This is a genomic window from Cryobacterium sp. PAMC25264, from assembly GCF_019443325.1.
In the GTDB taxonomy this organism is placed as follows: domain Bacteria; phylum Actinomycetota; class Actinomycetes; order Actinomycetales; family Microbacteriaceae; genus Cryobacterium.
This window is the reverse complement of record NZ_CP080383.1, coordinates 3,231,548-3,245,148: the sequence shown is the minus strand read 5'-3', so window position 1 is coordinate 3,245,148 and position 13,601 is coordinate 3,231,548. Positions and strand designations below refer to the sequence as shown.

11 protein-coding genes and 1 pseudogene are annotated in these 13,601 nt (G+C 69.2%); 4 read left to right on the top strand and 8 right to left on the bottom strand.

The window, feature by feature from the left end:
• The first annotated feature begins 65 nt into the window (after positions 1 to 65).
• Entirely contained in the window at positions 66 to 1,325 is a 1,260-nt protein-coding gene (locus tag KY500_RS15135; RefSeq protein WP_219901243.1) for a phosphotransferase, read from the top strand.
• A gap of 8 nt (positions 1,326 to 1,333) precedes the next feature.
• Here the strand turns inward: KY500_RS15135 and KY500_RS15130 are convergent, their stop codons facing one another.
• From KY500_RS15130 to KY500_RS15105, 6 genes and pseudogenes are all read right to left on the bottom strand, one after another.
• Complete coding sequence (locus KY500_RS15130) at positions 1,334 to 2,437, bottom strand: ABC transporter permease (RefSeq protein ID WP_255579949.1); 1,104 nt, start codon at positions 2,435 to 2,437, stop codon at positions 1,334 to 1,336.
• A gap of 65 nt (positions 2,438 to 2,502) precedes the next feature.
• Positions 2,503 to 3,386 (bottom strand): annotated as a pseudogene (locus tag KY500_RS15125) (ABC transporter ATP-binding protein).
• 106 nt (positions 3,387 to 3,492) lie between these two features.
• Positions 3,493 to 3,999, bottom strand: coding sequence for a universal stress protein (locus KY500_RS15120; RefSeq protein WP_219901242.1), 507 nt, complete (start codon positions 3,997 to 3,999; stop codon positions 3,493 to 3,495).
• 108 nt (positions 4,000 to 4,107) lie between these two features.
• Entirely contained in the window at positions 4,108 to 4,689 is a 582-nt protein-coding gene (locus KY500_RS15115; protein WP_219901241.1) for a GrpB family protein, read from the bottom strand.
• A gap of 131 nt (positions 4,690 to 4,820) precedes the next feature.
• Entirely contained in the window at positions 4,821 to 5,525 is a 705-nt protein-coding gene (locus KY500_RS15110; RefSeq protein WP_219901240.1) for a response regulator transcription factor, read from the bottom strand.
• Positions 5,522 to 6,907 (bottom strand): sensor histidine kinase, encoded by a 1,386-nt coding sequence (locus tag KY500_RS15105; protein ID WP_255579404.1) that lies wholly within the window; start codon positions 6,905 to 6,907, stop codon positions 5,522 to 5,524. Before KY500_RS15105 ends, KY500_RS15110 begins: the two co-directional genes overlap by 4 nt.
• 129 nt (positions 6,908 to 7,036) lie before the next feature.
• Here KY500_RS15105 and KY500_RS15100 point away from each other — a divergent pair, with 129 nt between their 5' ends.
• Together KY500_RS15100 and KY500_RS15095 are read left to right on the top strand one after the other, a co-directional pair.
• Positions 7,037 to 7,681 (top strand): TetR/AcrR family transcriptional regulator, encoded by a 645-nt coding sequence (locus KY500_RS15100; protein ID WP_219901239.1) that lies wholly within the window; start codon positions 7,037 to 7,039, stop codon positions 7,679 to 7,681.
• A 97-nt stretch (positions 7,682 to 7,778) separates the two neighbouring features.
• Positions 7,779 to 10,301, top strand: a complete 2,523-nt coding sequence (locus tag KY500_RS15095) for an MMPL family transporter (protein ID WP_219901238.1) — start codon at positions 7,779 to 7,781, stop codon at positions 10,299 to 10,301.
• Between the two features lie 163 nt (positions 10,302 to 10,464).
• Here the strand turns inward: KY500_RS15095 and KY500_RS15090 are convergent, their stop codons facing one another.
• Positions 10,465 to 11,139, bottom strand: coding sequence for an SDR family oxidoreductase (locus KY500_RS15090; RefSeq protein ID WP_219901237.1), 675 nt, complete (start codon positions 11,137 to 11,139; stop codon positions 10,465 to 10,467).
• Complete coding sequence (locus KY500_RS15085; RefSeq protein WP_219901236.1) at positions 11,132 to 12,538, bottom strand: DUF6421 family protein; 1,407 nt, start codon at positions 12,536 to 12,538, stop codon at positions 11,132 to 11,134. Before KY500_RS15085 ends, KY500_RS15090 begins: the two co-directional genes overlap by 8 nt.
• 324 nt (positions 12,539 to 12,862) lie before the next feature.
• On the opposite strand from KY500_RS15085, the gene KY500_RS15080 reads away from it, so the two are divergent.
• Positions 12,863 to 13,516: a nucleoside/nucleotide kinase family protein gene (locus KY500_RS15080; RefSeq protein WP_219901235.1), complete on the top strand. Its 654-nt coding sequence runs from the start codon at positions 12,863 to 12,865 to the stop codon at positions 13,514 to 13,516.
• The last annotated feature ends 85 nt before the right edge of the window (positions 13,517 to 13,601 follow it).

Sequence of the window (13,601 nt, the reverse complement as noted above, 5' to 3'; positions counted from 1 at the left end):
CCGCGGGTATTCTCGTCAGACCGCCCCGATTCGACGGGTGCACCGCCCGACACCCGGAGGCTCCCGTGACCGATCCTGATTCTCAGACCAGCGACCTGGCGGAGATCGCGGGAGGGGCTCCCCGCTCGTCCATGAGCCCCTATGAACTGCTGGTCGACCGTGACGACGTTGTGGCGTACCTCGACGGGGCCGGTTACCTCTCCCGCCTGGCCGCAGCCGCCGACGAGATCGAGGTCGACGAGGTCACCGCGGGCAATATGAACCGGGTCTTCATCGCCAGAGGACCCCTGGGTAGCCTGGCCGTCAAGCAGGCGCCACCGTGGGTGCAGGCCGTCGGTCCCGACTGGCCGGTCGATCCCAACCGGATCGCCTCGGAGGCTCGTGCCTACGCGATGCTCGCCGACCTCGCGCCGGCGAGCGTGCCGGCCGTCGAGCCGGTCGACCTCGAACGCTACGTGCTGGTGATGGAAGACCTCTCCGACCTCGACGTGCTGCGCGATGCGCTCGTGCGTCAGGTGGCGGATGTCGTCGCCGGCGCCGAGCCGGTTCCCCTGGACTTCGAGACCCTCGGCACCGTTGTGGGGCGCTTCAGCGCTGAACTCACCCTGGCCACGAGCCGCGTGGGTCTCGGAGCGGAGGAGCACGCCGCGCTCATCGAGACCGCGGCCAACCCGGAGCTGTGCGCCCTGACGGTGGACGCCGTCCTCGATGAGCCCTACCGTCTGAACGACCACAATCATTGGATCCCCGAGCTCGACGCCGAGGTGCGCGCGCTGTACACGGACACTGAGCTGCTCGCGGCGGTGACGCAGGTGCGGGAGATCTTTGCCACGCGCGCCGAGGCCCTCATCCACGGTGACCTGCACTCCGGTTCGCTCATGGTGGGGGTGCGAGACGGCGAGCAGGCCACCAAGGTCTTCGACCCCGAGTTCAGCTTCGTCGGTCCCGCCGGCATGGACCTGGGTTTGTTCTGGGCCAACCTCACGATCGCGGCTATCGCGGCGACCCAGGTGGAGGCCATCGAGCTCGCTGCCGCCCGTGCCTCGGCGATCGAGTCGAGCTGGAGCGCCTTTGTGGCCGTGGTCGCCGAGCGCTGGCCACAACGCCTGGGCGCTCCCGACGGCTTGGACCTCGATGCCTGGCTCGCCCGCATCCGCAGCGACGCCTGGCGATTCGCCGGAGTCGAAGCGGTGCGCCGGGTGGCCGGCTACTCGCACGCCGCCGACTTCACCTCGTTGCCTGCCGACCGGATTCCGGCCGCCTACGCCGACCTGCTTGAACGGGCCCGGGCCTGGATCATTACCGGCACCGACGCGATCGACTGATCGGTGCGTCAGCCGCGCAGCGCCTGCTTGTAGGTGACCCGGCCGCCCATCCGCAGCAGTGAGTTGCGGTAGATGCGGGAGCCGAACAGGATCACGCCCGCCGTGGTCACCAGCAGGAGCGCCAGTGACAGAAGCGGCTCCCACCATTCGGCCGTGCCCAGGAAGATGCGCACGGGCATCCCGACCGGCGCCGCGAACGGAACGTACGACATGATGCCGAGCACGAGTGGGTTGTCGTTGAAGAAGATCACCGCGAAGTAGGGGATCATCACCAGGTAGGCCACCGGGGAGGTGGCCGTTCCCACGTCTTCCTGCCGGGACACCATGGATGCCGTCGCCGCGTAGAGCGAGGCGAGCATCACGAAGCCGAAGGCGAAGAACACCGCGAACCAGCCGATGGCCGGGCCCAGGTCGGCCAGCAGCACCCGTTGACCGGTGACGGCCATGCCGATGGCCACGAGCAGGGCTATCGCCACGATCTGGCCGAACGCCATGATCGAGTTGCCCAGCACCTTGCCGGCCAGCAGGGCGCGCACGGGGATGGTGCTCATCAGGATCTCGACCACGCGGGTCTGCTTCTCCTCGACGACGCTCTGCGCGATGGTGGACCCGAAGGTGAGCGCCGACATGAAGAACACCAGCCCGAATCCGATGGCCACCAGGTAGACCAGGAAGCCGCCCTGCGCTGCCGGGTCGAGCAGCTGCACGCTCGGCGAGACGCTGAGCGCGTTGATGACGTCCACGGGGGCGGAGTCGAGGGCGATCACGGAGATGCCGAGCAGCGAATCGTCGGCCGGCACGATGGCGGCGGCCACGGTGCCGTCACGCACGAGGGCCTCGGCGTCTGCCACGGTGTCGGCGGCTACCGCGGTGAGCCCGTCGGCCTGCCCGACCACGGCGCTGGCGGAGCCGACCACGGCCACCTGGGTGCTCGACGGGTTGGCGCTGAGCAGGCCGCCGGCCACGACCGAGCCGATGGCCAGCAGCAGCAGGATGCCGGTCGAGATGAGGAACGCCTTGCTGCGCATGCGCGCCATGATCTCGCGGGAGGCCACGAGCCACACGCTGCTCCAGAAGCCGGGAGCGCTGTGGGTGGCTCGGGTGCGGGCCACGCCAAGACGGGAATCGACGGTTTCAGTGCCCGGTGTGGTGTCGGTGCCCGGTGTGATGTCGGTGCTCACTGCACGACCTCCTTGAAGATACTGGCGAGGGTGGGCCGGAGATGGCCGAAGGAGTGCACCGCACCGCGCGAGAGGGCCTCGCGGAGCACGGCCTGGCTGGCGGCATCCGAGTCGGCCTCGAAGACCGCCTCTCCGCCGTCGAAGTCGATGACGGTGATGCCCTCGACGGCGCGCATCCAGCCGGCGTCGGCGTCGGTGCTGATCTCGAAGCGCGCGGTGCTGAACTGGTCGCGCAGGCGCTCGCGGGAGCCGTTGGCGCGGATCTCGCCGGCGGCGATGATCACCAGGTCGTCGCAGAGCCGCTCGACGAGGTCGAGCTGGTGGGAGGAGAACAGCACGGGGCGCCGGCGGCTGCATGCTCCTGGAGCACGGTGAGCACCACTTCGACGGCGATCGGGTCGAGGCCGGAAAACGGTTCGTCGAGCACCAGGAACTCGGGGTCGTGCACCAGCGCGGCCGCGATCTGGGCGCGCTGCTGGTTACCCAGGGAGAGCGCCTCGACCAGGTCGCCGGCGCGCTCGCCGAGACCGAGCCGCTCGAGTAGGTCGTCGGTGTTGCGCTTGGCGGCGGCCGGGCTGAGGCCGTGTAGCCGGGCCAGGTAGACGAGCTGTTCGCCCACCTTCATCTTCGGGTACAGACCGCGCTCCTCAGGCATGTAGCCGAACCGGCGCCGGTCGCCGTCGGTGAGCGGCGCGCCGTCGAGCAGCACCTCGCCCGAGTCGGCCGAGAGCACACCCAGGATGATGCGCATGGTGGTGGTCTTGCCGGCGCCGTTCGCGCCGACGAAGCCGGTCATCCGGCCGCTGCCCACGGTGAAGCCCACATCGGTGAGTACCTGATGCGCACCGTAGTGCTTGTTGATTCCCCTGATCTCGAGCATGGGTGCCCTTTCGTCGCGTGACTCTAACGCTACGGATGGCGGCAGGCCGCCGCATCCGCCGCGGGACGGAGCGTGCGCGTCAGCCCCGCGGGGGAGGCGGGCGCGCTCACTCCTTCTCCCAGGGCAGTTCGGTGCCGAACGGCACGGGGTTCAGCGGGATGATCACGACCGGGCGCTGCTGCCCGTGGGCGAGCCGCACGGCAACCGAGCCGGTGAAGAACGTCCGCAGGTTGTGCCGGATGGTGGGTTCGCGGGAGCCCACGATGATCATCACGGCCCGCACGGTGCCCGCAAGGGTGCCCAGGGCCCTGGCCGGGTCTCCAGCCAGGGCGCGCGTAGACCAGGTGACCTTCCGCCCGGCCAGCACACGTTCGATCTGCGCGCGCAGGCCCTCATCGAAGACCGTCGTCGGCTGCTCCAGCGAATCGGGGTCGAACGAGGACGAGGTCATGCTGCCATCGGGGAGCTCCTCGAGCATGTAACGGCTCGGGTCGACGGATGCGCAGATCAACTCGGCGCCGAACATCGCCGCGAACTCGGAGGCCGCCAGCACCACCGCGTCCGGCTGGCCCGCGGTGACGCCGACGACGACAGGTGGTGGCACACGCACCATGGCAGCTCCTTTGCGAAGGAGGGCCCCGGGGTGCCGGATCACCCGGTTCCGGGCTCTCCCTCCGACACTACCGGGGAGCGCGGTCCGGAAGACAGGTACCTGACCAGATCAGCGTTCGAGAGCTGCCCGCGCTCGCGCCTTGATCGCCAGGATGACCTCGGTCTTCGCGTCGGCGTAGTCGTTCATGTCGTCCCATTTCTGGGCGAGCAGGGCTCTCTTGGTGCTCTCGTACAGGTCGCGGTCGCCCGCATCGGTGCGGAGATGATCCCGGAGCAGGAGGTACTCCGTCACGGCGGGATCCTGTCGTTCGTACAGGTGCACATGCACGTCCCGGGCCGGCGTGCGCACGAGGCGATGCCCGGGCTCGCGTACCCGCAGCTCGTATCCGGCGGCCAGGAGCGGCTCGAGGTAGTCCTCCTCGGCCGTGATGTCGTTCACCGCGACGACGATGTCGATGATCGGTTTCGCGGCCAGGCCGGGAACCGAGGTGGACCCGATGTGTTCGATGACGAGGTGTTCCACATCGACGCCGGCTGCGGTGAGAGCCGCCCGGATGCGCGACCGATGCTCGAGATAGGCGCCCGGCCACCGGTCGTCAGCGTTCTGCAGCTGGATCTCGACTCGCTCGGGACCCCCGACCAGGTCGAGTCCGGTGACGTCCGGCCGTCGCTGTGCTCGGTTTTCTTCCATCACCAGAACATCTTCCCAGGGCCGACCCTGGCCCGCTGCCCGCCCGAAAATCAGGAAAACGTGAAATTGCTAGGACGCGATTGCACGAGACCTCCTTCCACGCGTTCGATGTCCCGATAAACGCGCGACGGTCAGCGCGGCCTGCTGGCGCCGGGAACGACGATCCCGTGCTCGTAGGCGTAGACGACGGCCTGGATGCGGTCGCGAAGCTGCAGCTTCTGCAGCACCTTGGAGACGTGGGTCTTGACGGTGGCCTCGCCGAGGTAGAGGCGGCCGGCGATCTCGGAATTGGCCAGGCCCAGCGCGAGCAGCTCGAAGACCTCGCGCTCCCGGTCGGTGAGCTCGCCCACGGCCGACGGCTCTGGCGGGCGTCCGCGCTCCAGCGGGTGGGCATCCGCCGCCCCGGAATCGGCGAACCGTTCGATCACCCGGCGGGTGATCTCGGGGGAGAGCAGCGCATCGCCGCGGGCCAGTACCTGCACGGCCTCCACCAGCGCCTCGGGCGTCGAGTTCTTGAGCAGAAACCCACTGGCGCCGTGCTGCAACGCCTGGAACAGGTAGTCCTCGCGGTCGAAGGTGGTGAGCACGAGCACGGCGGCCCGGCTGGCCGGGTCGGCCACGATCGCGCGGGTGGCGGTGAGGCCGTCCATACCGGGCATCTGCACGTCCATGCAGATCACGTCGGGTTGCAGAATCGCTGCCTGACGGATGGCGGCGGCACCGTCGGCGGCGTCGCCCACCACCTCGATGCCCGGTTCGGACTCGAGGATGATGCGGAAACCCGCACGCACCAGCGCCTGGTCGTCGACCAGGAGCACCCGGATCGGCGTGGTCATGTCTGCGTCCCTGCGCTCATGTCGTGTTCGTTCCTGTCGTGTTCGGTGCTGCCCCGCTCGGATGGAACGCCTGGCCGGGGTGATGCCAGGGGGACCCGGGCACGCACGAGGTAGCCGCCGCGCGGACGGTTGGCGAGCTCGAGGCTGCCGCCCACGGCAGCGATCCGCTCCCGCATGCCGCGCTGGCCCAGGCCGGACCCAGGCCCACCGGCCGGACGGGCGCCCCGGCCGGTGTCGGTGACCTCGAGCTCCACGGCATCCGCTTCGTAGCGCAGCCGTACCTCGGCCGTGGCGCCCGCGCCGGCGTGCTTGCGGGTGTTGGTGAGGGCCTCCTGGGCGATTCGGTACAGGCTGAGCCCGATGGTGCCCGGCACCGGGCGGGGATCGCCGATCACCTGCACCCGCACGGATAGGCCGGCGTTGGTGGTCTCCAGGGCGAGCTCGGCGAGCTGGTCGACTCCCCGGGTGCTGGTGCTCTGGTGCGCTGGCTGGGTGCCGTCGCAGTCGTTCTCGTCGGCACGCAGGGCGCCGAGCATTGTGTGCAGCTCCTCTACGGCGGTGCGGGCGCTCTCCTCGATCACCGTGATCGCCCTGGCGGCGGCAGCGGGATCACGGTCGAGGATGCGCCGCGCGGCTCCCGCCTGCACCCCCATCAACGACACGTGGTGGGCCACCACGTCGTGCAGTTCACGGGCGATCCGAACCCGCTCCAGCGTCACGGCCTGGGTGGCCGTGCGCTCCCGCTCGGCGGCCAGCTCGCGGGTACGGGCCTCGAGCGCATCGGCGCGCCGGGCCGCCTGCCAGGCCGTGTCACCGAAGTGGTACGCGGCCCAGAAGTAGACCAGGTTGATCAGCACCTGCAGCAGGCCGTACGCGGCGTAGGGCGAGAAGAAACCCTCGCGGGAGAGCTCGGGGATCGCGGTGGCCTGGTTGGCGTGCTCGAGCAGGGTCCAGAACAACCAGACGAACATGCTCGCGATGATGCCCAGGCGCGTCCAACGAGCGACCGTGCGGTGATGGCTCCACGCGCCCACCGAGTAGATCGCCACATAGAGGCAGATGCTCGAGAAAAGAGGGTCGGACACCCCCATGCTGCCGAAGACGCCGAACACCAGCGAGACGACCAGCGCCACGGCCTCCGGCCAACGGCGCCGGGCGGCCAGCGGCAGCGCGATCAGCACCACCCACAGGGCCGCGAGCCACCAGGGCGCCTCGTCCATGATGCCGGCGCTGCGGGTGAGCATGAGGCTCAGTGCCGTGCCAGCGGCCAGTGCCAGTGCCACCCAGGCGTCCACCCGGTAGCCGGACCGGGGCCCGCGCGGTCGCCGCCAGCCGTCGGCCAACGGGTCGATGGACTCGGTCGAGAGGGCCTGGATGCTCATGCGACCACGCTAGCGCCGTGCGTCCCCGAGCACCTCAGCCCTGCGGGGGAGGAACCGAATAACGACAGAACACGCCTAGCTCGACGCATCCGGTTGCACCCCGTGCGTCGTTGCACTTAGTGTAATCATGTGAGTTCCCGTCTTGTTGTCCCCGATCGCCGTGCCGAACTCAAGGCGCGGCACCGTGAGGCCATCCTGGATGCCGCCGACGCGCTCATTCGCGAGCGCGGTAAGCCGCAGTTCAGTGTCGACGAACTCGCGGTGAGAGCGGATGTCTCGCGCCGCACCGTGTTCAATCACTTCTCCTCGCTCGACGATGTGCTCATGACCACCTGTACGCGGCTGCTCAGCGACGTCGTCAACGACTTTCGGGCAGCGACGCAGACGGCGCCCGCGGCCGACGGCAGCCTGGTGGCCCTGTTCGACGAGATCACCTCGGCGGTGCGCGCGATCGACCTGCCGACCGTGGTGGCCTACCTGTGGGGTGTGCTCGCCGAGGAACGCGAGAACGCACGCTCCCCGCACGCCCTCAGCGACGTCTTCACCCGCGCCACCGAGCAGCTTTCGTTGGAGATCGCCGACCGCAACCCAGCTATCGACGGTTTCGAGGTCGCGATTCTCCTCAGCTCGGTGATGAACGGCGTCGCCGTGGTCTCCGGCCACTGGATCACCCGCACCGGTGGGCTGCTCGACGAGTCCTCCCGGATCGTGTGGGACGACCTGGTCGACCGCCTGATCGCTTCGATCCGCGCCGGCTACCCTGCCGGCAGCTGACTTTCCTCTCTTCCTCCGCCCGACCAGCTCTCTTCCCGATGACGCGATGCGAGATCCATCAGTGACAACCCGACATCAAGAAAGAACCTGAAGACACATGGCATCCCTTCTCTACCGACTCGGTCGGTTCTCCGCGCACCGAGCGTGGCTGGTCATCGTCGCCTGGGTGGTCATCCTGGGCCTTGCCGGGGGTGCGTTCGCACTCTTCGGCGGAACTCTCACCTCCTCCGTCAGCATCCCCGGCACCGCCACCCAGGCGGTCAGCGACGAGCTCGCCGAGAAGTTCCCCGCCGCCAGCGGCGGACGGGGCACCGTCGTGTTCACCACCACCGACGACTCCGCGTTCACGGACGAGCAGAAGACCGCGGTCGGTGAGCTGCTCACCGGCCTCGTCGGAAGCGATAACGTGAAGTCGGTGACGAACCCCTTCGACACCCAGGCCCAGATCGACGATCAGGCGCAGAAGGTCGTGGACGGCCGCCAGCAGATCGCGGACGGCACCGCCCAGATCGACGCCGGCCAGGCGCAGATCGACGCGGCCACGGCCCAGCTCACCGCCGGCCAGGCACAGCTCGACGCCGCCCGCGCCCAGGCGGAGGCCGCCGGTCAGCTCCCCGCCGCCCAGGCGACGCTCGACGCCCAGCAGGCCCAGATCGACGCGGGCACCGCGGCGATCGCCCAGCAGCAGGCCACGCTCGATGCCAGCCGCACCGAGCTGAAGACCCAGAGCGGCACGCTCGAGCAGGGCTCCGACCTTCTCGACCTGGCCGCCGGCATTCGCCAGGTCTCGACCGATGAGACCACCGCCGTCGCCAGCATCCAGTTCGACACCTCGCTCAACCAGGTGCCGGCCGAGTCGAAGGAGGCGATCGTCGAGGAGATGGACAATGCCGGGATCGACGGCGTCACGGCCGAGGTGTCCAACGACATCGCCGCCAGCATCCCCGAGATCCTCGGCCCGGGCGAGATCGGCGGCGTGCTCATCGCGGCCGTCGTGCTGTTCATCATGCTCGGCACCCTCATCGGCGCCGGCCTCCCGCTGCTGAACGCGCTCGTCGGCGTCGGTGTCGGCGTGCTCGCCTCGCTCGCGCTGTCCGGCTCCATCGAGATGCTCTCCGTCACCCCGGTCCTGGGTGTGATGCTCGGCCTCGCGGTCGGCATCGACTACTCGCTGTTCATCCTCAACCGGCACCGCACCCAGCTGCGCAACGGGGTGCCGATGCAGGAATCGATCGGGCTGGCGAACGGCACCTCGGGTAACGCCGTGGTGTTCGCCGGCGCCACCGTGCTCATCGCGCTGCTCGCCCTCAACCTCACCGGCATCCCGTTCCTCGGGCTGATGGGTACCGTCGGCGCCGTCTGTGTCTTCGTCGCGATCCTCATCGCGATCACCCTCACGCCGGCGCTGCTCGGCCTGGTGGGCACGAAGATCCTCACGAAGAAGGCCCGTGCGCACCTCGGCAGCCCCGAGGTCAAGGTCGTGGCGCCTGACAAGCCGATGAACACGGTGCGCGCTGTCGTGACCGTGATCGCCGGCATCGTGGTGCTGCTGATCGTGGCGATTCCCGCCCTGTCGATGCGACTGGGCCTCCCGGCCGGCTCGTCCGAGCCGCTCGACTCGAGCGCCTACCGCGCCTACAAGCTCGTCGACGACAAGTTCGGCGCCGGCATCAACGGCCCGCTGCTCGTGGTGGCCGACCTCGACTCGGCCGTCACCGATGACGATCTCCTCGCCGAGCAGGTGCGCATCGGAACGGCCCTCAAGGCCGTGAACGACGTCGTCGCGGTCGCACCGATCGGTGCGTCCGATGACGACCTGCTGCTGGCCTTCCAGGTCATCCCCGAGGAGGGCCCGACCAGCGAATCGACCGAGCAGCTCGTGCGCGACCTGCGCGACCTCGACGTCGACGGCGTGAGCGCACTCGGCGTCGCAGGCAACGCATCCGGCAACATCGACGTGAGCGAAAAGCTCGCCGACGCGTTGCCGCTCTACCTGCTCGTGGTCGTGGGGCTCTCGTTGATCATCCTGATCTTCGTGTTCCGGTCGATCCTGGTGCCGGTCACGGCCACCCTCGGCTTCGTGCTGTCGCTGTTCGCGGCGTTCGGCGCCATCACGGCGGTGTTCCAGTGGGGCTGGCTCGGGTTCCTCTTCGGAATCCACGATCCGGGGCCCATCCTGAGCTTCCTGCCGATCCTCGTGGTCGGTGTGCTGTTCGGGCTGGCCATGGACTACCAGCTGTTCCTGGTCAGCGGGATGCGCGAGGCGTACACTCACGGCGCCCCCGCACGGCTGGCGGTGCAGCGCGGTTTCCACGCCGGGCGCACCGTGGTGATCGCTGCCGCGTTGATCATGGCGTCGGTGTTCTCCGGCTTCGTCTTCTCGAACTCCGTGATGATCCAGTCGATCGGTTTCGGCCTGGCTGTCGGCGTGCTGCTGGATGCTTTCGTCGTGCGGCTGCTCATCATCCCGGCCGTCATGCACCTGCTGGGTGACGCGGCCTGGTGGCTGCCGAAGTGGCTCGACCGGATCCTGCCCAACGTGGATGTCGAGGGCGCCTCGCTGGAACGCACCCACCCGGTACACCCCGAGGCCGAGCCGGTCGTGGCTCCGCGGAGCTGACCGCCCGTTCCAGTCGGCCGAACGCGGCCCACCGCTCCCTCGGGGGCGATGGGCCGCGTTTTCGTTGCGCGGGTGACGCGCCACTGCGCCGGTGGCGTGCCACGCGCGCACCGGCGCCTCGCCCGCGGATCGCGGGCCGAGTGTCCGTGGGCGGCGGGCCAGGCTACGGAGTGAGGATGTGGCGGGTGTTGTTCAGGGCATCCGCAGGCCAGTCCCAGAGGGCCACGACCTCGGTAGCCAGCCGGGATTCGAGTCCCTCGAGGGCGCGCACCGCGAAGATCACGGCCGCGGCGGCGGCGCCGGACTTGGCGAAGCCGTGGCCCACGGCCCGGGTCCAGGTCTCGGCGGCTGCCTTGGCGCTGGTGTAGTTGGCGCCGCCAGGGGTGGGCGCATCCACCGACACCGACGACACGATCGCCAACCGGCCGGCGGTCGAGGCGAGCAGGTCGGCGTTGAACGCGCGTGTGGTGTTGCGCAGCGTCGTGACGATGCGCTCGTGCAGAAAGTCCCAGTCCGCGTCGGTCTGGCCGTCCAGCCCGCCGCCGCCGCGCCACCCACCGACCAGCTGCACCAGGCCGTCCACGGAGGCGTGTTCGGCGTGCACGGCCTCGGCCAGCGCCGTCACCTGGCCGGGGTCGGCCAGATCGCAGACGTACACGGATGCCTCCGGCGCCACCGCGAGCACCCGCTCGAGGCGCTCCGCGTTGGAGCCCACGGCGAGTACCGTGGCGCCGGCGCCGGCCAGGGCGGCCGCGACGGCCACCCCGGCGGCGCTGGTGGCACCCGCGATGAGCACCGTGCGCCCGGCAGCGCCGGGTGTGCCGGCGGCGTCAGGCATCCGCGGTGATGCCCACGGTCGACTCGATGACCGGCTTCATCTTCTTGTCGAGCGCCTCGAAGAACATTGAGAGCGGGAACTCGTCGTCGAGGACGAGGTCGGTGTAGCCCTTGGGGGGCCCGGCGAGCACCTCGAGCGGAAGCCCGCGCGCCCAGGTGGACGCGGGGTTGGGCGTGAGGGTCTTCGTGAGCATCTCGTAGGCGGCCAGCCAGTGCGCCTTCTTCGGCCGGTCGATCGACTCCCAATACAGTTCGTCGATCTGCGCGCCGAGCGCGACGACCACATCGGGCACCGCGTCCCAGTCGAAGGACAGTGCCGTGTCGGTCCAGTGCAGCACGTGGTGCTGGTGCAACCAGGCGAACAGCAGCTGGCCGCCCAGGCCGTCGTAGTTGCGCACCCTCGTGCCGGTGATCGCGAACCTGAAGATCCGGTCGAAGATCACCGCGTACTGTACGAGCTTGGCGTGCCGGCGGGCCTCGGGACTGGCGGAGTCGTCGCGTTCGATCTTCACCGATTCGCGGAACGCGGTGAGGTCGCAGCGCAGTTCCTCGAGCGAGTAGAGGAAGAACGGCATCCGCTGCTTGATCATGAACGGGTCGAATGGCAGGTCGCCGCGCATGTGGGTGCGGTCGTGGATGAGGTCCCACATCACGAAGGTCTCTTCGGTGAGGTGCTGGTCATCCAACAGCGCGGCGGCCTCGGCGGGCAGCTTGAGGCGGGTGATCTCTGCCGCGGCCCGCACCACGGTGCGGAACCTCGCGGCCTCGCGGTCGGCGAAGATCGCACCCCAGGTGAAGGTAGGGATCTGCCGCATGGCCACGGTCTCGGGAAACAACACCGCAGAGTTGGTGTCATATCCGGCCGTGAAGTCGAGGAACCGGATGGGCACGAACAGCTTGTTGGTGTACTCGAGCTCCAGCTCGGCCACGAACTCCGGCCAGATCACCTCGATCAGCACCGCCTCGACCAGCCGGTTGGCGCTGCCGTTCTGGGTGTACATCGGGAACACCACCAGGTGCCGGGTGCGGTCGACCCGGTGGTGTTCGGGGTGGAAGGCCATCAGTGAATCGTAGAAGTCGGGCACGCCGAAGCCCTCGGCTGCCCAGCGCTCGAAGTCCACCACAACCGCGGCCAGGTACTCCGCGTCGTGCGGGAACCGCGGCGCCAGCTCGGTGACCGCGCCCGTGATCTCGGTGACCCAGCCCCGCGCATCCGCGTGTGCGTCGACCTCGGGGATCGAGCCGTCCTGCGCCTGCACGCCCTGCAGGGCGGTGGCGGCCTGCTTGAGCCGGCGCCACGCGGGAGACCCGGTGAGGTTGGTGATGGCCATGTCTTCGAGAACTGTGTCTTCGAGAACCTCGGGCTCACCGACCAGTGCATCTGCAATGTAATTCGACATGGGAACCTCCCGTCCTCGTGAGTGCCGCGGGCGCGACGTGCGTGCGACGCACACCGGTGTGCGCCGCCACCAGCGTATCCGGGCCCTCGCGGCGTTTTCATGCAGCGTTCCGCAGTGAATCGCCGCATCCGAGCGCTTTCGCGCCGGATAGCGCCGCCGCCGAGGTCCCCGACTTACGCCCTTGTGCCCCATGGATGCCTCCGTGGGGAAGGTTCGCGGCACGTCGCGGGCGCGCAGATCATCGACACGCCGCACAGTGCCCTGTCAACAGCGGTGACGGGGACGTGTGCGGCACTTCGCGTGGGATGCCTGGATAGTTGTCACATGGACATTGACCCGGCGACCGTCGACGCTCTGGCCGAGCGGGCCGTTGGCTTGCTGGGCACGGCCTCCCGCATCATCGTGGGCATCACCGGCAGCCCGGGTGCCGGCAAGACCACGCTGGCCAAGGAACTCGTCGACCGGCTGAACGCCGGGGACGACGGCGCCCGGGCGGTGTATCTGCCGATGGACGGCTTCCACCTGGCCAACTCCACGCTCGACCGGCTCGGCATCCACGATCGCAAGGGCGCCGTCGACACCTTCGACGCCTGGGGGTTCGTTGCTCTTCTCACCCGGGTGCTCGACGAGCAGGACCACACCGTCTACGCCCCAAGCTTCGAGCGCACCGTCGACGAGGGGATCGCGGGGGAGGTCGCGATACCGGCCGGCGCCCGGATCGTGATCGTGGAGGGCAACTACCTCCTGGTCGATCAGGAGCCGTGGAACCGGATTCCGGGCCTCTTGGCCGAAACCTGGTTCTGCCAGACGGCCGCAGACGAGCGGCTCACCCGGTTGGTCGACCGGCACACCCGCCACGGCCGCAGCCCAGAGGCGGCGCACACCTGGGCGAGCTCGGTGGACGGGGCGAACGCCCGGCTCATCGAGACCACGCGGTACCGGGCCAACCTGATCGTCTCCGGCGGGGCCCAGCACTAGCTGCGCGGCGACCGGTGCCGGTGCAGCGGTCGTCGCGTCACGAATTGGTAAATAACCCGGCCAATAGTTTGTTCTCCCTTGCGCG